We start from the raw sequence: 19,802 nt of genomic DNA, 5'->3' as shown, positions 1-19,802 counted from the left end.
CGTCAGGTTCCGGACCACGGCAGGATCACGCCAGTGTCCTGATACTGTGCCCGGTAGGCGCTGACGCGAAACACCTGCTGCATGATCTCGTCCGACAAGGCTTCGCTCGGCGCGCCATGGGCGGCGAGCCGGCCGCTCGCCATCACCAGCACGGTATCGGCAAAGCGCGCGGCGAGGCCGAGATCGTGGGTGACGACGATCACCAGCGTGCCGGCGTCGGCGGTGCTTCGCAAGGTCTGCATCACGTCGAGCTGATAGCGCGGGTCGAGCGAGGCGGTCGGTTCGTCGGCGAGCACCACCGGCGCCTCGACCGCCAGCACCCGGGCGAGCGCGACGCGGCTGCGCTCGCCGCCGGACAGCTCGGTAACGATGCGGTCCGCGAACTGGGCGACGTCGGTTTCCGCCATCGCCCGCGCCACCGCCTCGGCGTCATGCGGCGACAGCCAGGCCGGATCGGTGGCGCCGTGCGGAAACCGGCCGAGCGCGACGACGTCGCGCACCGGCAGCGGCCAATGCACCAGATGGCCCTGCGGCAGATAGCCGAACCGTTTGGCGCGCTCGCGCAGCGGCATCGTCGCCAGCGCCTCGCCGCCGATGGTGATCTCGCCCCGCGCCTCGACCAGGCCGGCGAGGGCGCGCAGCAGCGTGGTCTTGCCGGCACCGTTCGGGCCGACCAGCGCCACCAAATGCCCGCGGGTCAGCGACAGCGACACCCCACGCAGCACTTCGCGGCCGGAGAGCGAGACGGCGAGGTCGTGCGCGGTGAGGAAGGCGGCACTCATGCGACGCCTCCACCGAGCGCGCGACGTTCGCGCACGATCAGATACAGGAAGAACGGCACGCCGATGATCGAGGTCAGCACGCCGACCTTTATGTCGGTGCTGGCCGGGATCAGCCGCACCGCGATGTCGGCGGCGAGCAGCAGCGCCGCGCCGGCGAGCGCGCTCGGCAGCAAGACGCGGGCCGGATCGTGGCCGATCAGGGGGCGCACCAGATGCGGCGCGACCAGGCCGATGAAGCCGATCGTGCCGGACACCGAGACGGCGCCGCCGACGCCGAGCGCGGTGCCGGCGATCACGATCAGCCGCAGCCGGCCGACGTCGATGCCGAGGCTCTGCGCTGTCTCCTCGCCGAGGCTGAGGGCTCGGAACGCGGCACGCTGGCTGAACAGCAGCACGCCGCCGGCGACGATGAACGGCAGCGCCAGCATGACGTGACGGAAGCTGCGGTCTTCCAGCGAGCCGAGCAGCCAGAACGCGATCTCGAGGCTGGCGAACGGATTGGCCGACAGGTTCATCACCAGCGCGGTGGCGGCGCCGGCGAGGGCGGAGATCGCGAGGCCGGCGAGGATCAGCAGCAGCAGGCTGGCATTGCGGCCGGCCACCGCGAGCAGCACGAACACCGAGACGAACGCCATCGCGATCGCCGCCACCGGCAGCGCGAACGAGCGGACGTCGGCGAGCCCGAGCGCGATGATCAGCACCGCGCCGAACGCGGCCGATTGCGGCGCGCCGAACAGCGACGGCGACGCCAGCGGGTTGCGCAGCAGGCCCTGCAGCGCCGCGCCGGACAGTCCCAGAATGCCCCCGATCGCCAGCGCCAGGATGGTGCGCGGCAGCCGGATCTCCTGCACGATGATCTGCTGCACCTCGCCGCCGAGCCCGACCAGCGCCTGCACCACGGTGAGCGGCGACAGCTTGACCGGACCGACCGCCAGCGATCCGATCGCCAGCACGGCGACGAGCACCGCCAGCGCAGCGGTCACCGCGGCTGCGCGCGCATTCGGTCCGGAACGTTGGGTCATGCCAGGCTCATTTCTGCACGGCCGCGGCACCCTGGTCGAGCCGGTGATAGCCGTTGAGGCGATAGATGATGGTGGAGACGATCCAGCTCGCCACGAACAGCGCCACGATGCCGTAGCCGAGCGCGCCGAAATTCTCGTTGAGGTCGGCGATCCACTCCCAGAACGCGCCCTCGAGATGGAAGCGCCCGGCGAGCAGCCCGAGCGTCTCGATGCCGCCGATCAGCAGCGCCACCAGCACCGAGACCGTCGTGATGGTCATGTTGTAGTACAGCTTGCGCACCGGGTTGCGATACGCCCAGCCATAGGCGCCGAGCATCAGCACGCCGTCGAGGGTGTCGACCAGCGTCATGCCGGCGGCGAACAGCGCCGGGAACACCAGGATCGACCAGTGCGAAATGTTTCCAGACGCGTTCGCGGCCAGCCCGAACAGGCTGATCTCGCTGGCGGTCTCGAAGCCGAGCGCGAACAACAGCCCGATCGGAAATAGCTGCCAGCTCTTGGAGACGAAGCGGAACAGCGGCCGGAACAGCCGCGCCAGCCAGCCGCGCTGCTGCAGCAGCTCGTTGATGTCGTCGTCGTGCACGATCTCGCCGGCCTTGGCCTTCTTGAACGCGCGATACACGCCGCTCAGCACCGACAGATTGGCGATGGCGATCGCGAACAGAAACAGCGCCGACGCCGAGGTGCCGATCACGCCGCCGATCTCGCGATAGCCGGAGAACCGCTCGGTCAGCGAATTGGCCGCGATCGCGATCGCCAGCGACGCCACCAGCACCACGGTGGAATGGCCGAGGGCAAAGAACAGCCCGACCGTGACCGGCCGCTTGCCCTCCTGCATCAGCTTGCGGGTGACGTTGTCGATCGCCGCGATGTGGTCGGCGTCCAGCGCATGGCGCAGGCCGAGACTGTAGGCCAGCACCGCTGTGCCGATCAGCACCGGCTCGCCCGCGAACGCAGTCAGCGCCCAGGCCCAGGCGGCGATATTGGCGAGCACCAGGCCGCCGAGCACGGCGATCAGGCGGAAGCGGAATCCATCGGAAGAAGCGGGCAGAACGAGTTCGGTCATGGCGGTCTCCGGCCGGTGAGCAGCATCCTGTCACCTGTGCGGCGGACCGCTCCAGCCGCGCGCGCCGCACGGTGGAAGATGACGCGCTCAGGCCGGTCTCCTGGCTCACGGGTCGTCGCGATCCTTCGCCTTCCCGGGCAAGTGCCGCCCAGTGGCCGATTGAAGGATCGCTCGCCGCTCACAGTTGCGGGCGCAGCGCCGGATTTGGGTTTGCGGCCATAAGCTTGGGCCCGCACCGGCTTCCCTGTGCCGGACGATTCCCGGCACACCTGAACGGGCGCGATCAAATGGAAGCGGGTGGGCTTTGTCAATCGCCGCCTTGGTCGGGCGGTATGCTGTTCACGCCGGCGTGCTGAGCTTCAGCCCGATCATGCCGGCCACGATCATCGACAGGCACAGCACCCGGACGCCGCTCGCCGGCTCGCCGTACAGCGTCATCCCGACCACAATGCTGCCGGCAGCGCCTATTCCGGTCCACACCGCGTAGGCGGTGCCGAACGGCAGCGATTTCAGCGCGATGCTCATCAGCCAGAAGCTGGCCAGGATGGCCGCCAGGGTCACGACCGCGGGCCAGAACCGGGTGAAGCCCTCGGAATGCTTCAGCCCCAGCGCCCAGACGATCTCCATCAGGCCCGCGGCAAACAGCGCGAGCCAACCGGTCATGGCTTGTTGCGCGGCGGCAGCGTCAGCACGGCGGCTTGCGCATAGCCGCGATACGGCCGCTCGAACCGCAGGCCGGCGCCGGTGCGGGTCGCGACCTGCATCAACACGGCTTCCAGGCTGTCGCGCGGGGTGACGTCGAACAGCGTCAGCCAGCGCCGCAACAGGTTGCGCGCCACCGAAGGCAGGCCGCGCTGGTCGCCGAAATCGACGATGTGCAGCTTGCCGCCCGGCTTCAGATTGGCCACGGCGCGATCAATCACCGCGGTCCAGTCCGGGATCATCGACAGGCTGTAGGAGATCATGACGTGGTCGAAGGCGACCGCCTGGCCGAACACCGCCTGTGCGGTGAACGCGGTGGCGTCGCCATGCGCGACCTTCACCCGCGCCATCAGCCCGGCGCCTTCGATCGAACTGATCGCCGAGGTCAGCATCTCGGTCGAAACGTCGAGGCCGAAGAATTTCGCCTCGTGGTATCGCGTCGCCGCCTGGATCAGGTTGCGGCCGGTGCCGCAGCCGACCTCAAGCACGGTTTCGCCCGCCTTCGGTTGCAGCTCGGCGATCAGTTGGTCGCGGCCGAGAAGATAATACCGGCGGGTCAGATCGTAGATGTGGCGCTGATAGCGGTACATCCGATTCATGCGCGAGGTCGCGTCGACCGGCCACGCCGGATCGGCAATGAGTTCGGGGTGCGTCAGCTCGGTGCGCGGAAGATCGGTGCGAGTGAGCGTCGTCATGGCCTGCCACCCTGGTTCGGCATCATCCGCCTTCCATCGCGATTTCAGGCGACAGGGTGATGACAAAGGCGGCGGCACTGATCAGTTCCACGCTGTCGCAAAACTGCAGTGTTGCGCAGCTAATTTGGATCGATTGCCGAGTCGAGGATTTGATGAACACGCAGCAACTGATCGCGGACGCCGTCCGCAACAGCAAGGATCGCAGCGAGTCGACGCTGTGGGACGCTTTGTTTTCGATCTGGTTTCGCCGCCTGGTCTATACCCAGATCTGGGAAGATCCCGAGGCCGACCTCGCGGCTCTGCAATTGCCGATCGGCTCGACCATCGTGACAATCTCGTCGGGCGGCTGCAACGCGTTGTCCTACCTCACCGCCAAGCCGGCGCAGGTGTTCGCGGTCGATCTCAACGAGGCGCATCTGGCGCTGCTCGAGCTGAAGCTCGCAGGCCTGCGCGCGCTGCCGGACTACGCGTCGTTCTGGCAGTTCTTCGGCGAAGGGACCGCGGCCGACAATGCCGATGTGTATCGCCGGCGGCTGCGCCCGGCGCTCGACCGCGACGCGCGCGGCTACTGGGACGAGCGCGATTTTCGCGGCCGGCCGCGCTACCGCTATTTCACCGACGGGTTCTATCGCCACGGCGCGCTCGGCCATTTCATCGGCTTCGCGCATCTGCTGGCGCGTCTGGCCAAGATCGATCTCGACGTGCTGCTGAAGGGCGCGCCGGATTCGCCGGAGCGGCAGGCGGCGCTGCAGCGCGTCGACCGGCTGTTCCATTCGCGATTCGCCCGCATGCTCACAGGGACGCCGGCGTTGCTGTTCAGCCTCGGCATTCCGCCGCAGCAGCGCGAACTGCTCGGCGGCGACCAGCCGCTCAACGAAGTGCTGCATCAGCGGCTGCTGCGGCTGATCGACGTCTATCCGAACGAGACCAATTACTTCGCCTGGCAGGCGCTGAGCCGGAGCTATCCCGGCCCCGGCGACCGCTGCCTGCCGCTGTATCTGCAGGAGAGCCGCTATCAGCAGATGCGCGCCGGCGCCGGCCTGGTGATCCCGGTGCACGAAAATCTGCGGGTGTTCCTGGAGAGCCTGCCGGCCCGCCAGATCGACGCCGTGGTGCTGCTCGACTCGCAGGACTGGATGGCGCCGGACGAAATCCGCGCGCTGTGGGATGCGATCGATCGCGCCGGCAAGGAGCAGGTGCGGGTGATCTTCCGCACCGCCGGAGCCGAATCCCCGCTGGAGACCGAACCGCTCGCCCCGCTGCAACAGACCTGGCAGCGCGACGCCACCCGCAGCGCCATCGGCTTCGACCGCGACCGCTCGGGGATCTACGGCGGCTTCCACTGCTACATGCGGCGGAGCGGCAGCGTCGGCTGAACCGCCGCCGGTGTGTTCGCGCGCCGGTTCGCTCAGCTTGATCCATCTCAATCCGCATCCCCGCCAATCAGTTAGCGTGCTGATGACGAAGCGTGGTGCGGATGGTTCGTGCTTCCCGCGCCGGCAGCGTCTCTCCCCAGACTGGCCCCGCGCTCCCGATGCGCAACCGGGAGGCGGGGTTATTGTTGCCTGAGAGCCCGCAACGGCGTGGCCGCCAGGCCGCCTTGCCGATTGCGTCCTGATCGGGCAAGACTCTCGAAATTCACCAGAGTTTCCAAGAGGCCGGTTTGATCGACAAGTTCGAGCTGCTACTCGCGCTCGCCAAGGAGCGGCATTTCGGCCGAGCCGCGGAAGCCTGCGGCGTGACCCAGCCGACGATGTCGACCGGCATCAAGCAGCTCGAAGAGATTCTGGGCGTGATGCTGGTGCAGCGCGGCTCGCGGTTTCTCGGCTTCACGCCGGAGGGCGAGCGCACGCTGGAATGGGCCCGCCGCATTGTCGGCGACAGCCGCGCGATGCGCCAGGATATCGGCGCAATGAAGGGCGAATTGTCCGGGGAACTGCGGATCGCCGCGATCCCGACCGTGCTCGGCATGGTGGCGCAGCTCACCACACCGTTCCGCGCCAGGCATCCCAACGTCCGCTTCAGCATCCTGTCCTGCACCTCCTCGGAAGTGCTCGGCCTGCTCGAAAACCTCGAAGTCGACGCCGGGCTGACCTACACCGAGAACGAGCCGGTCGGCAAAGTCCGCAGCGTGCCACTGTATCAGGAAAGCTACCGGCTGATCACGTCGCCTGACGGGATGTTCGGCGATCGCGATCAGGTGACCTGGCGCGAGGTCGGCCAGGTGCCGCTGTGCTTGCTGACGCCCAACATGCAGAATCGCCGCATTATCGACCGGGCGCTTCGCGCCGCCGGCACCAGTGCGCAGCCGACGCTGACCTCGAATTCGATCATCGTGCTGTACACCCACGTCAAGACCGGGCGCTGGGCCAGCGTGATGCCGGCCAAGCTCGCCGAGACGCTCGGGCTCGGCGACGAAGTTCGCACCATTCCGATCGTCGAGCCGATGGTCGCCTACAGTATCGGCCTCGTCGTGCCGCCGCGTGAGCCCTACACGCCGCTGGTCGCGGCCCTGATGCAGGTGGCCCGCGAAGTCGCGCCGACGCTGCAGAGCTGATCGGCGTCCGGTTCGTTGTTGCGAGGCGCGAAGCGCCGAAGCAATCCAGAAGCTCAGTGCAAACCGACCGGTTTGGCGTGCAGTCGCCTCCACGCGTCATTCCGGGGCGCTCACGAAGTGAGCGAACCCGGAATCTCCTGGCGCAAACAACCTCCGAATTCCGGGTTCGCCGCTGCGCGGCGCCCCGGAATGACGGAGAGGGCGATGGCTGCACCTTGTGGTTATGACTGGCCCTTGTCGTTGCGAATTCCTTATCGCAGCATTGGACAGCTTTATTGATCTTTTGAACAATTCTTATTCTCATCCGGCGATCCACGACGACGAAGAGCGCCGATGCAATACGAACCATGGGAACCCGCCCGCGCGAGCGAGATCATCGCCGGGCTGACGCACAAGGAAGGCGCGACGCTGCTGATGCTGCAGGCGTTGCAGGAAGCGTTCGGCTATGTGCCGCAGGGCGCCGAGCCGATGATCGCGCAGGCGCTGAACCTGTCGCGCGCCGAAGTCCACGGCGTCCTGACCTTCTATCCGGATTTCCGCCGCGCCCCGCCGGGCCGCCATGTGCTGAAGCTGTGCCGCGCCGAAGCCTGCCAGGCCGCCGGCGGCGACGCGCTGGCGGCGCATGTCGAGACCCGGCTGGGCGTCACCTTCGGCGCCACCACCGCGGACGGCGCGGTGACGCTGGAGCCGGCCTATTGCCTCGGCCTGTGTGCCACGGCGCCCTCGGCGATGATCAACGAGCGCGTGGTCGGCCGGCTCGATGCCGGCAAGCTCGATGCTCTGTTGGCGGAGGCGCAGCGATGAGTTTGCGCGTCTTCATCCCGCGCGATTCCGGTGCGCTCGCGGTCGGCGCCGACGAAGTCGCGGCCGCGCTGCTCGAACACGCGCATGCGCGCGATCTGCCGGTCGATCTGGTCCGCCCCGGTTCGCGCGGGCTGTATTGGCTCGAACCCATGCTGGAGGTGGACACGCCCGAGGGCCGCGTCGCCTACGGGCCGGTGACGCCGGCCGATGTGCCGGCGCTGCTCGATGCGATTCTGAGCGATGGTACGCATCCGCTGAAGCAGGGGCTCACCGAACAGATCCCGTGGCTGAAGCGGCAGACCCGGCTGACCTTTGCGCGCTGCGGCATCGTCGATCCGCGCTCGATCGACGATTATCGCGCTCATGGCGGCTATCGCGGGCTCGAACGCGCGCTGAAGATGAGCTCGGACGCGATCATCGACGACGTCGTCAAGTCCGGCCTGCGCGGCCGCGGCGGCGCGGGCTTTCCGACCGGCACCAAATGGCGCACCGTGGCCCAGGCCGGGCGTGGCCAGAAATACATCTGCTGCAACGCCGACGAGGGCGACAGCGGCACCTTCGCAGACCGGATGCTGATGGAGGGCGATCCCTTCATGATCATCGAGGGCATGACGATCGCCGGCATCGCGGTCGGCGCCACGAAGGGCTACATCTACATCCGCTCGGAATATCCGCATGCGGTCGAGGCGATGAACGCCGCGATCGAGGCGGCGCGGCGCACCGGCTATCTCGGCGAGCACATCTGCCACTCGACCGATTCGTTCGACATCGAAGTCCGGGTCGGCGCCGGCGCCTATATCTGCGGCGAAGAAACCTCGATGCTGGAAAGCCTCGAAGGCAAGCGCGGCACGGTGCGCGCCAAGCCGCCGCTGCCGGCGCATAAAGGCCTGTTCGGCCGGCCGACGGTGATCAACAACGTGCTCACCTTCTCGGCGGTGCCCTACATTCTCGACGGCGGTGCGCAGGCCTATGCGGATTGCGGCATGGGCAAGTCGCGCGGCACCAAGCCGATCCAGCTCGGCGGCAACGTCAAGCACGGCGGGCTGTTCGAGGTGGCATTCGGTATCACGCTCGGCGAACTGGTCGACGAGATCGGCGGCGGCACGCTGAGCGGCCGGCCTGTGCGCGCGGTCCAGGTCGGCGGCCCGCTCGGGGCTTACTTCCCGCGCGCGCTGTTCGATACGCCGTTCGACTACGAGGCGTTCGCCGCGCGGAGCGGCATGGTCGGGCATGGCGGCGTCGTGGTGTTCGACGACACTGTCGACATGGCCAAGCAGGCGCGGTTTGCGATGGAATTCTGCGCCCACGAATCCTGCGGCAAGTGTACGCCGTGCCGGATCGGTTCGACCCGCGGCGCCGAGACCGTCGACAAGATCATCACCGGCGACCGGCCCGCGGCGAACATCGCCGTGCTGGAAGACCTCTGTAACACCATGAAGTTCGGCTCGCTGTGCGCGCTGGGCGGCTTGACGCCGATCCCGGTGCTGAGCGCGCTGACGCACTTCCCTGAAGATTTCGGCCTCGCGCCGCGCCGCCTGCAGGCCGCGGAATAAAGGACGATCGATATGGCTCTGGTCCAGGAAACCGACTACGGCACGCCGCGCTCGCTGTCCGAGAACACGGTGACGCTGACGATCGACGGCCGCAGCGTCTGCGTGCCCGAGGGCACCTCAATCATGCGCGCCGCGATGGAGATCGGCACCGCGATCCCGAAGCTCTGCGCCACCGACATGGTGGACGCGTTCGGCTCATGTCGGCTGTGCCTTGTCGAGATCGACGGCCGCAGCGGCACGCCGGCGTCGTGCACCACGCCGGTTGCCGACGGTCTTGTCGTCCATACTCAGACCGAGCGCCTGAAGCAGATCCGCAAAGGCGTGATGGAGCTGTACATCTCCGATCACCCGCTCGACTGCCTGACCTGCTCGGCCAATGGCGATTGCGAGCTGCAGGACATGGCCGGCGCGGTCGGCCTGCGCGACGTGCGCTACGGTTACTCCGGCGAGAAGCATCCCAATCCGGGCCTCGACGAGTCCAATCCGTACTTCACCTACGATGCGTCGAAGTGCATCGTCTGCTCGCGCTGCGTCCGCGCCTGCGAGGAAGTGCAAGGCACCTTCGCGCTGACCATTGCCGGCCGCGGCTTCGACTCTGTCGTGTCGCCTGGCATGCAGGAGAGTTTTCTCGGTTCGGAATGCGTGTCCTGCGGCGCCTGCGTGCAGGCGTGTCCGACCGCGACGCTGAACGAGAAGAGTGTGATCGAGATCGGCACGCCGGAGCGCTCGGTGGTCACCACCTGCGCGTATTGCGGCGTCGGCTGCACCTTCAAGGCCGAGATGCGCGGCGAAGAGCTGGTCCGCATGGTGCCGTACAAAGACGGCAAGGCCAATCGCGGCCACTCTTGCGTCAAGGGCCGCTTCGCCTGGGGCTACGCCAACCACAAGGAACGCATCCTCAACCCGATGATCCGCTCCAGCATCAGCGAGCCCTGGCGCGAAGTGAGTTGGGACGAAGCGTTCAGCTACGCGGCCTCAGAACTGAAGCGCATCCAGGCCAAATATGGCCGCGACTCGATCGGCGGCATCACCTCATCGCGCTGTACCAATGAGGAAACCTTCCTGGTGCAGAAGCTGATCCGCGCCGGCTTTGGCAACAACAACGTCGACACCTGCGCCCGCGTCTGCCACTCGCCGACCGGTTACGGCCTGTCGACCGCGTTCGGCACCTCCGCCGGCACGCAGGATTTCGACTCGGTCGAGCACGCCGACGTGGTGATGATCATCGGCGCCAACCCGACCGATGGTCACCCGGTGTTCGGTTCGCGCCTGAAGAAGCGGCTGCGACAGGGCGCCAAGCTGATCGTGGTCGATCCGCGCCGGATTGACCTCGTTCGCTCGGCCCATATCGAGGCTGCGCAGCATCTGCCGCTGAAGCCCGGCACCAACGTCGCGGTCCTGACCGCGCTGGCCCACGTCATCGTCACCGAAGGCCTTGCTAATGAGGCCTTCGTGCGCGAGCGCTGCGACTGGAGCGAGTACGAGCACTGGGCTGCGTTCGTGTCCGACGAGCGCCACAGTCCGGAAGCGACTGCCGCCTTCACCGGCGTCGATCCGCACAGCCTGCGCGAAGCGGCGCGGCTGTACGCCACCGGCGGCAACGGCGCGATCTATTACGGCCTCGGCGTCACCGAGCACAGCCAGGGCTCGACCACCGTGATGGCGATCGCCAATCTGGCGATGGCCACCGGCAATCTCGGCCGGCCGGGCGTCGGCGTGAACCCGCTGCGCGGCCAGAACAACGTGCAGGGCAGTTGCGACATGGGCTCGTTCCCGCACGAATTGCCGGGCTATCGGCATATCTCGACGGATTCAGTGCGCGAGAGCTTCGAGGCGTTGTGGAACGTCAAGCTCGACAACGAGCCGGGCCTGCGCATCCCCAACATGCTCGACGCCGCGGTCGACGGCTCGTTCAAGGCGCTGTACGTGCAGGGCGAGGACATCCTGCAGTCCGACCCCAACACCAAGCACGTTGCCGCCGGCCTCGAAGCGATGGAATGCGTCATCGTCCATGACCTGTTCCTCAACGAGACCGCCAACTACGCCCACATCTTCCTGCCGGGCTCGACCTTCCTGGAGAAGAACGGCACCTTCACCAATGCCGAGCGCCGCATCCAGCGGGTGCGCAAGGTGATGTCACCGAAGAACGGCCTTGAAGATTGGGAAGTCACGCTACGGCTCGCCGAGGCAGTCGGCTACACCATGAACTACACGCATCCGTCGCAGATCATGGACGAGATCGCCGCGCTGACGCCGACCTTCACGGGTGTGTCCTACGACCGGCTCGAACAACTCGGCTCGATCCAGTGGCCGTGCAACGAGCGCGCGCCCGAAGGCACGCCGGTGATGCATGTCGATCACTTCGTCCGCGGCAAGGGCAAGTTCGTCATCACCGAATATGTCGCGACCGACGAGCGCACCGGACCAAGATTCCCGCTGCTGCTGACGACGGGGCGTATTCTGTCGCAATACAATGTCGGGGCGCAGACGCGGCGCACCGCCAATACGGTATGGCACGACGAGGACCGGCTGGAGATCCATCCGCACGACGCCGAGCAGCGCGGCGTGCGCGACGGCGATTGGGTGCGGCTCGCCAGCCGTGCCGGCGAGACCACGCTGCGGGCGCTGATCACCGACCGCGTCGCGCCGGGCGTGGTCTACACCACGTTCCATCATCCGGATACGCAGGCCAATGTCGTCACCACGGAGTACTCGGACTGGGCCACCAACTGCCCGGAATACAAGGTGACGGCCGTGCAGGTGGCGCCATCGAACGGCCCGTCGGAGTGGCAGCGCTCCTACGAGCAGCAGGCCACCGCGGCGCGGCGGATCGCGGCGCCGGCCGAAGCGGCGGAGTGACGATGAAGCCGACGGTTCACACCGGCAACACCAAGGTCTGGCGCAACGGCCGGATGCAGGATGGCACGCGTGCGATCCCCGAAGAGACGCCGGTCGCGATCAGCTACAACGGCTCGACCCAGGCGGTGATGATGGCGACGCCGGCTGATCTGGAAGACTTCGCGATCGGCTTCAGCCTGAGCGAGGGCGTGATCGAACGGCCTGAGCAGATCGAGAGCGTCGAGATCGTGCCGCATGATGACGGCGTCGAGCTGCGGATGTGGCTCGGCGGCGATGTCGCCGCACGCTTGCAGCAGCGCCGCCGCCATATCGCCGGGCCGACCGGCTGCGGGCTGTGCGGCGTCGATTCGATCGCCGAGGCGGTGCGTCCTGTCGCCACCGTCGGCAAGGGCCGCAGCTTCTCGCCGCAACAGATCATTGCCGCGATCGAGGCGATGCCGCCGCTACAGACCCTCAACGTCGCGACCCGCGCGGTGCACGCCGCTGCTTATTTCACGCCGGAGCGCGGCATCGTGCATTTGCGCGAGGACGTCGGCCGCCACAATGCGCTCGACAAGCTCGCCGGCGCGCTGGCGCGCGATCGTATCGCTGCAGCAAACGGCATCGTGCTGCTCACCAGCCGGGTCTCGGTCGAGATGGTGCAGAAGACCGCGGCGATCGGCGCGGCGGTGCTGGTTGCAGTCTCGGCGCCGACCGCGCTGGCGGTGCGGATGGCGGAATCCGCCGGCATCACGCTGGCGGCGATCGCCCGCTCGGACGGCTTCGAAATCTTCACGCATCCGCAGCGCATCGTCGAGACCGATCGCAACGGAGCTGCCGATGTCGCCTGACCGGCTGGTGTACATGGCCAATCAGATCGGCGCGTTCTTTCGCAGCCAGGGGCCGGACAACGCGGTGCCGGGAATCACCGAGCATCTGAAGAAATTCTGGGAGCCACGGATGCGCCGGGCGATCATCGCGCATCTGGACGCCGGAGGGGACGGGCTCGCGCCGGAGGTGCGGGCCGCAGTGGAGGCATTGAAAACGGCAGCTTAGCAAGCGCAGGCGACGACGGTCAGTCCGAAAACGGACGACCGCAACAGGGGAAGGAAACCACATGACCACGTTGGATGGTGCCGGACGGCTGTCCGGCGCACGGCCGGGTATTTTCGATCGCGAACGGATTATCGCCACTGCGGGCTACAATCGATGGCTGGTGCCGCCCGCCGCACTGTGTATTCACCTCTGCATCGGCATGGCCTACGGCTTCAGTGTGTTCTGGCTGCCCCTGTCGCGCGCGGTCGGACTGTCGGCGCCGAAAGTCTGCACCGACATGACGATCGTGCAGGAGCTGTTCACCACCACCTGCGACTGGCGCGTCGCCTCGATGGGCTGGATGTACACGCTGTTCTTCGTGCTACTCGGCGCTTCGGCCGCGGTGTGGGGCGGCTGGCTGGAGCGGGTCGGCCCGCGCAAGGCCGGCTTCGTCTCGGCGGTGTGCTGGTCGGGCGGTCTCGTGCTCGGGGCTCTCGGCATCTATCTGCATCAGCTCTGGCTGCTGTGGCTCGGCTCCGGCGTGATCGGCGGCATCGGGCTCGGGCTCGGCTACATCTCGCCGGTGTCGACCCTGGTGAAGTGGTTTCCGGACCGCCGCGGCATGGCGACCGGCATGGCGATCATGGGCTTCGGCGGCGGCGCGATGATCGGCGCCCCGCTCGCCAACATGCTGATGAACTACTTCCGCACCCCGACCGATGTCGGCGTGTGGCAGACCTTCCTGGCGATGGGGCTGATCTACTTCGTGTTCATGACCATCGGGGCGTTCTCCTATCGGCTGGCGCCGCCGAACTGGCGGCCGGACGGCTGGACCCCGCCTGAGAAGAACAACGCTTACATCACAGCACATCAGGTGCACCTGAAGGACGCCCACAAGACCAGGCAGTTCTGGCTGATCTGGGCGGTGCTGTGCCTCAACGTCTCGGCCGGCATCGGCGTCATCGGCATGGCGTCGCCGATGTTGCAGGAGATCTTCGGCGGCAAGCTGATCGGCCTGCCGGACCTGTCGTTCAATCAGTTGTCAGCCGAGCAGAAGACCGTGATCGCCGGCATCGCCGCCGGCTTCGCCGGGTTACTGTCGCTGTTCAACATCGCCGGACGGTTCTTCTGGGCGTCGCTGTCGGATCACATCGGCCGCAAAAACACTTATTACGTGTTCTTTCTGCTCGGCATCGTGCTGTATGCGCTGGTTCCGACGCTCGCCGCGATGGGCAGCAAGGCGCTGTTCGTGCTCGCCTTCGGCGTCATCCTGTCGATGTACGGCGGCGGCTTCGCCACGGTGCCGGCGTATCTGGCCGACATCTTCGGCACCCAGTTCGTCGGCGCAATCCATGGTCGGCTGCTGACCGCCTGGGCGACCGCGGGCATCATCGGCCCGGTGGTGGTCAACTACATCCGCGAGGCGCAGATCGCGGCCGGCGTCGAGCGGGCGCAGGTCTACGACTTCACCATGTACATCCTCGCCGGGATGCTGGTGATCGGCCTGATTTGTAACGCGATGGTCAAGCCGCTCGCCGACAAATGGTTCATGAAGCCGGAGGAAGTGGCGGCGCTGCAGGCCAAGGGCGCCGCCGCCAATGCCGGCGGCGGCTCCTACGGCATCGGCAAGGGTGGCCTCGACGCCCGCGCCGCGGCGTTCTGGCTGTTTGTCGGCATTCCGCTCGCCTGGGGCGTTTGGATCACGCTGCAAAACGCTGTGAAGATCTTCTGAGCCGCGCCAACTGCGATACTAAGTTGGGGGACTCTCCACGTCATGCCCGGCCTCGTGCCGGGCATTGTCGTTTTCCGACCGAAGCCTCTCAACAGGCACGGACTCCTCGTCCTTAGGAGCCCGGCGAAGCCGGGCGTCTCGAAGGATGAGGAGCCACATCGCCTGCGGCGCATGGTTCGAGACGGCGCTTTGCGCCTCCTCACCATGAGGTTGGGTTTGTGACTGCCGTGATGGCTCTGAGTAAGCGGCTTGACTGCATTGCGCCGCATCGATTGCAGCGCAGCGAACTGATCGCGTCGCCTCTATTGCGATTCATCATCAATCATCTTCTCTCCTGCCGCGGTTGTGTTAGCCTTTGGCCGCTGGCGCACGAACGCCGCTGACGACGCATCAGACGTCGCATAACGAAATAGCGGCTGCGTTGACGGCCGCGGCGAGGGAGTGAACGCGATGAAGTCGGTCTTCATACGATCCGTTGGTGCCTGCGCCATTGCATTGGCGGCCGCCGCGATTTCGCAAGCCGGCGCGCAGGGGCTGAAGAAGTACGAATCCGGCACCAAGGAGTTCTGGACCAACCCGCCGTCCGACTGGTTCCTCGGCGACGAGACCGAAGCGCAGAAGGGCCTGGCGCCGCCGGCCGGTCCGCCGACCGGCTCGTCCGACGCCGAACTCGCGGCGATCATGAAGAAGATCAAGCTGCCGCCCGGCTTCAAGATCGAGGTCTATGCCTCCGGCGTGCTGTCCGCGCGGCAGATGGCCTGGGGTGACAACGGCACGCTGTTCGTCGGCTCGTTCGGCGTCGGAAGCGTTTACGCGATCACCGACAAAGACGGCAAGAAACAGGTCAGGACCATCCTGAAGGGCCTGAAGATGCCGACCGGCGTCGCGTTCCGCGATGGTGCGCTGTATGTGATCGATATCGACAAGCTGATCCGCTACGACAATGCCGAGGCCAATCTCGACAATCTCGGCTCGGGCAAGGTCGTGTACGACGACATGCCGCCCTACGTCGCGCATGGCTGGAAGTATCTGGCCGCCGACAAGGACGGCTGGTTCTACGTGCCGTTCGGCCCGCCCTTCAACATCGGCATCCCTCCGACCTCGTTGTCGCAGATCCGCCGCGTCGATCCCAAAACCGGCAATGCCGAACTGGTCGCCCTCGGCGTCCGCAACTCGGTCGGCGGCGACGTCGATCCGCGTACCGGCAAATACTGGTTCACCGAGAACGCCCGCGACTGGGTCAGCGACGACTTGCCGAGCGACAAGCTCAACATGATCACGAGGCTCGGCGAGCATTTCGGCTATCCGTATTGCCATCAGGGCGACATGCCGGATCCGAAATTCGCGATGGGCCACAAGTGCTCGGAATTCACCCCGCCGGTACTGAATCTCGGCGCCCACGTCGCGCCGCTCGGCATGAAGTTCTACACCGGCGACCAGTTTCCGGCAGAATACAAGAACAACATCTTCATTGCCGAACACGGCTCGTGGAACCGGCACAAATATCAGGGCGGACTGATCAAGCGGGTGATCGCCGATCCGGACGGCAAGAACGCCAAGCAGGAAGATTTCGCCACCGGTTGGATCGAAGGCGGCCAGGGCTATCTCGGCCGACCCGCCGACATCGTGCTGGCCAAGGACGGCTCGATGCTGGTGGCCGACGACTGGGCCGGTGCGATCTATCGCATCAGCTACAGCAAGTGAGCCTGTGCTGAGCTCACGCACTCCACGTTCGTCATTTCGGGACGCCGCGCAGCGGCGAGCCCGGAATCCATACTCCCGGGGCCCGTTGTCAGGCACGACCACCGTCTTGGCGATTCACCGCGAGCACAGTGGTTATGGATTCCGGGCCTTCGTTCCGGCCGGCTGCGCCGACCGCGACGAATCCCGGAATGACGAACTCCAATCATAACTCTGAGCCAACAGAGGCCCCTTGCATGACTCGCCTGCTTGCCGCGCTGTCGTTCTGCTTCAGTCTGTTTGCGTCTCCGCTTCTCGCCGGCGACATTCAGGCCGGTAAGGCCAGGGCCGGCGTCTGCTCGTTCTGCCATGGAGCCGACGGTGTCTCCAAAATGGAGTACACGCCGTCGCTCGCCGGCCAGCCCGACCTCTACATCCAATGGCAGCTTGTGTTCTTCCGCGCCGGAACCCGGGAGAACGCCAATATGAAAACCATCGTCGAAGAACTGACCAACGAGGACATCCGCAATCTCGGCGCCTATTACGCCTCGCTACCGCCGATGAAGAACCCGAAGCCGGACGAAAAACCGGAGCTGTCGCGCAAGGGCGCCGAGGCCGCCGTGGGGCGGCGCTGCGCTTCGTGCCACACCGACAATTTTGCCGGCACCAAGGCCACCGCGCGGCTCGCCGGTCAGCGCGAGGAATACCTGATCAAGGCGCTCAACGAATACAAATCCGGCCAACGCTCCGGCGGCGCGATGGCGGCGATGGCCGACGTTGCCTATCAGCTCAGCGAAGAAGAGATCTACGCGCTGGCGCATTATCTGGCGCATTTGAATTAGGACCGGATTGGGAGACGGCCAAGCAGGCCTTCTCACCGTCGTTGGGAGGCCGAGTACGCGCCAAAATGGTCATTCCGGGGCGCGCGTGAAACGCGCGAACCCGGAATCTCGATTTAGCGGATCCACCCCACGATAACCTCTGGATTCCGGGTTCGCTCACTGGCGTGAGCGCCCCGGAATGACGGGTGTGGGCGCTGACCTGCGACTTGATGACAGAACAGGATCACGACCTCTTCTGCCCGCTCGTTTCATCCCAGGAACCAATCCGCGTTCACGCCGTAGTCCAGCGGCGGACGGCTCTCTCGCATCAGTTGGAACGATACGGCAGCGATGGTTTCGATCGCCGCGAGGGCTGCGCCGCTCGTCACTCTGTCCTACTGCGCGCGAGGTTCCATGGCCGACAAGCATCCCGAACTGAAATCCGCCAAGCTGGCCGACGCATCGATCCATCGCGGGCCCGGCGGCGAAACCCATCAGGTTGCCAGCGGCGATATGCCGGCGCTCACCAGCCGCCAGGGCATTCCGATCAGCGACAACCAGAACAGCCTGAAGACCGGCCGGCGCGGGCCGACGCTGATGGAAGATTTTCTGTTCCGCGAGAAGATCTTCCACTTCGACCACGAACGTATTCCGGAGCGCGTCGTCCACGCCCGCGGTTTCGGCGCGCACGGCTTCTTCGAAACCTATGAGTCGCTGTCGGACATCACCGCCGCCGATATCTTTCAGCGCGCCGGCGAGCGCACGCCGGCTTTCGTGCGATTTTCCACCGTCGCCGGCAACAAGGGCTCGTCGGATCTGGCGCGGGACGTCCGCGGCTTCGCCGTCAAGCTCTATACCCGCGAGGGCAACTGGGACATCGTCGGCAACAACATTCCGGTGTTCTTCATCCAGGACGCGATCAAGTTTCCAGACCTGATCCATGCCGCCAAGCAGGAGCCGGATCGCGGCTTCCCGCAGGCCCAGACCGCGCACGACAATTTCTGGGACTTCATCTCGCTGATGCCGGAATCGATCAACATGGCGCTGTGGATCATGTCGGATCGGACCATCCCGCGCTCGTTCCGGTTCATGGAAGGCTTCGGCGTCCACACCTTCCGGCTGATCAATGCCGACGGCAAATCGACCTACGTCAAGTTTCACTGGAAGCCGAAGCTCGGCATGCAGTCGGTGGTGTGGAACGAGGCGGTGAAGATCAACGGCGCAGACCCGGACTTCCACCGCCGCGATCTGTGGGATGCGATCCAGGCCGGCGACTATCCGGAATGGGAGCTCGGCCTGCAACTGTTCGACGACGCCTTCGCCGACGAATTCGAGTTCGACATTCTCGACGCCACCAAGATCATTCCGGAAGAGCGCGTGCCGATCCGCCGCGTCGGCCGGCTGGTGCTCGATCGAACCGTGGATAATTTCTTTGCCGAGACCGAGCAGGTGGCATTTCACACCGCCAACATCGTGCCTGGCGTCGATTTCACCAACGACCCGCTGCTGCAGGGGCGCAACTTCTCGTATCTCGACACCCAGTTGAAGCGGCTCGGCACCACCAATTTCACCGACCTGCCGATCAACGCGCCGAAATGCCCGTTCCACAGCTTCACGCAGGACGGCCACATGGCGTTCAACAATCCGCGCGGCCGCGTCAACTACGAGCCGAACAGTTGGGGCACAGGTCCGCGCGAGACGCCGAAAGGCTTCCGCAGCTTCCCGGCCGAAGACGCCGGCGAGAGGCGCCGCGCCCGCGGCGAGCTTTTCGCCGATCACTACAGTCAGGCGCGGCAGTTCTACGTCAGTCAGAGCGAGATCGAGCAGACCCACATCAAGGACGCGTTTGTGTTCGAACTCAGCAAGGTGGAGACGCCGGAGATCCGCGCCCGGGTGGTGTCGCATCTGGTCAATGTCGAAAAGACGCTGGCCCAGATGGTCGCCGACGGCCTCGGCATCAAGCTGCCGACGGCCGCCGAGCCGGCCCGCAAGGTGATCACAGATTTGCCGCCGTCGCCGGCGCTCAGCATCGTCAAGAATGCGCCGGGCAGCTTCAAGGGGCGCAAGCTCGGCATTCTGGTCAGCGACGGTGCCGACGCCAAGTTGCTGGCGGCGCTGGAGGCTGCCGCCATACAGCAGGGCGCAATGGTCGAACTGATCGCCCCGAAGGTCGGCGGCTTCACCGCGTCCGATGGTAAGCAGCGGCCGGCGAAGCAGAAGGTCAATGGCGGTCCGTCGGTGCTGTACGATGCGGTCGCGGTGCTGCTCTCACAGGAGGGGGCACTTCAACTGCAGCAGGAGGCGACCGCGCGCGACTTCGTCGCCGACGCCTTCGCCCATGCCAAGTTCATTGCAGTTACTAAGGATGCGGCGCCGCTGCTGGAGAAGGCCGGCGTCGAACCCGACGGCGGTGTGATGAGTCTCGGCGGTCCGAAGGACGCCGAGCGCTTCCTGGAGCTGTGTACCCAATTGCGGTTCTGGGAGCGCGAGCCGAAGGTTCACGCAGTTTAACTAC

General features: G+C 66.1%; 16 protein-coding genes and 1 riboswitch. Of the genes, 11 read left to right on the top strand and 5 right to left on the bottom strand.

The genetic code is table 11. The features are described from left to right. Positions 1–2: 2 nt before the first annotated feature. From FLL57_RS19120 to FLL57_RS19100, 5 genes are all read right to left on the bottom strand, one after another. Positions 3–782, bottom strand: a complete 780-nt coding sequence (locus FLL57_RS19120) for an ABC transporter ATP-binding protein (protein WP_142883713.1) — start codon at positions 780–782, stop codon at positions 3–5. Next, positions 779–1,804, bottom strand: coding sequence for a FecCD family ABC transporter permease (locus FLL57_RS19115; protein WP_142883712.1), 1,026 nt, complete (start codon positions 1,802–1,804; stop codon positions 779–781). Before FLL57_RS19115 ends, FLL57_RS19120 begins: the two co-directional genes overlap by 4 nt. 7 nt (positions 1,805–1,811) lie before the next feature. Then, positions 1,812–2,870 carry a HoxN/HupN/NixA family nickel/cobalt transporter gene (locus FLL57_RS19110; protein WP_142883711.1) on the bottom strand — a complete coding sequence of 353 codons (1,059 nt, stop codon included), beginning with the start codon at positions 2,868–2,870 and terminating at the stop codon, positions 1,812–1,814. 73 nt (positions 2,871–2,943) lie between these two features. Continuing rightward, a riboswitch (cobalamin riboswitch) is annotated at positions 2,944–3,158 on the bottom strand. A 51-nt stretch (positions 3,159–3,209) separates the two neighbouring features. Then, the gene (locus tag FLL57_RS19105) at positions 3,210–3,533 is read right to left on the bottom strand and encodes a DMT family transporter (protein ID WP_142883710.1); all 324 of its coding nucleotides are present in this window, start codon (positions 3,531–3,533) and stop codon (positions 3,210–3,212) included. After that, positions 3,530–4,267, bottom strand: coding sequence for a class I SAM-dependent methyltransferase (locus FLL57_RS19100; RefSeq protein WP_142883709.1), 738 nt, complete (start codon positions 4,265–4,267; stop codon positions 3,530–3,532). The genes FLL57_RS19105 and FLL57_RS19100 overlap by 4 nt, the downstream gene beginning before the upstream one ends. Positions 4,268–4,419: 152 nt before the next feature. Here FLL57_RS19100 and FLL57_RS19095 point away from each other — a divergent pair, with 152 nt between their 5' ends. The 11 genes from FLL57_RS19095 to FLL57_RS19045 all read left to right on the top strand — a co-directional run bounded on the left by FLL57_RS19095 (position 4,420) and on the right by FLL57_RS19045 (position 19,798). Next, a complete protein-coding gene (locus tag FLL57_RS19095) occupies positions 4,420–5,643 on the top strand; it encodes a DUF3419 family protein (protein WP_142883708.1) in 1,224 nt (407 codons plus the stop codon). Between the two features lie 287 nt (positions 5,644–5,930). Beyond that, a complete protein-coding gene (locus FLL57_RS19090) occupies positions 5,931–6,824 on the top strand; it encodes a LysR family transcriptional regulator (protein ID WP_142883707.1) in 894 nt (297 codons plus the stop codon). A gap of 333 nt (positions 6,825–7,157) precedes the next feature. Then, positions 7,158–7,628 (top strand): formate dehydrogenase subunit gamma, encoded by a 471-nt coding sequence (locus tag FLL57_RS19085; protein ID WP_142883706.1) that lies wholly within the window; start codon positions 7,158–7,160, stop codon positions 7,626–7,628. After that, the gene (locus tag FLL57_RS19080) at positions 7,625–9,181 is read left to right on the top strand and encodes a formate dehydrogenase beta subunit (protein WP_142883705.1); all 1,557 of its coding nucleotides are present in this window, start codon (positions 7,625–7,627) and stop codon (positions 9,179–9,181) included. The genes FLL57_RS19085 and FLL57_RS19080 overlap by 4 nt, the downstream gene beginning before the upstream one ends. 12 nt (positions 9,182–9,193) lie before the next feature. Continuing rightward, positions 9,194–12,040 (top strand): formate dehydrogenase subunit alpha, encoded by a 2,847-nt coding sequence (fdhF, locus tag FLL57_RS19075; RefSeq protein WP_142883704.1) that lies wholly within the window; start codon positions 9,194–9,196, stop codon positions 12,038–12,040. A 2-nt stretch (positions 12,041–12,042) separates the two neighbouring features. Then, the gene (gene fdhD, locus FLL57_RS19070) at positions 12,043–12,870 is read left to right on the top strand and encodes a formate dehydrogenase accessory sulfurtransferase FdhD (RefSeq protein WP_142883703.1); all 828 of its coding nucleotides are present in this window, start codon (positions 12,043–12,045) and stop codon (positions 12,868–12,870) included. Continuing rightward, complete coding sequence (locus tag FLL57_RS19065) at positions 12,860–13,075, top strand: formate dehydrogenase subunit delta (RefSeq protein ID WP_013500579.1); 216 nt, start codon at positions 12,860–12,862, stop codon at positions 13,073–13,075. The genes fdhD and FLL57_RS19065 overlap by 11 nt, the downstream gene beginning before the upstream one ends. 61 nt (positions 13,076–13,136) lie before the next feature. Continuing rightward, positions 13,137–14,786: an OFA family MFS transporter gene (locus FLL57_RS19060; protein ID WP_047308328.1), complete on the top strand. Its 1,650-nt coding sequence runs from the start codon at positions 13,137–13,139 to the stop codon at positions 14,784–14,786. A gap of 450 nt (positions 14,787–15,236) precedes the next feature. Next, positions 15,237–16,490, top strand: coding sequence for a PQQ-dependent sugar dehydrogenase (locus FLL57_RS19055; protein WP_142883702.1), 1,254 nt, complete (start codon positions 15,237–15,239; stop codon positions 16,488–16,490). Between the two features lie 233 nt (positions 16,491–16,723). After that, a complete protein-coding gene (locus tag FLL57_RS19050; protein ID WP_047308326.1) occupies positions 16,724–17,308 on the top strand; it encodes a c-type cytochrome in 585 nt (194 codons plus the stop codon). A gap of 393 nt (positions 17,309–17,701) precedes the next feature. Then, on the top strand, positions 17,702–19,798 hold the full coding sequence (locus FLL57_RS19045; RefSeq protein WP_142883701.1) for a catalase: 2,097 nt from the start codon (positions 17,702–17,704) through the stop codon (positions 19,796–19,798). Positions 19,799–19,802: the final 4 nt, after the last annotated feature.

This window comes from Rhodopseudomonas palustris (assembly GCF_007005445.1).
GTDB lineage: Bacteria > Pseudomonadota > Alphaproteobacteria > Rhizobiales > Xanthobacteraceae > Rhodopseudomonas > Rhodopseudomonas palustris_G.
The sequence above is the reverse complement of the archived record's forward strand: the minus strand, read 5'-3'. Positions and strand labels throughout refer to the sequence as shown.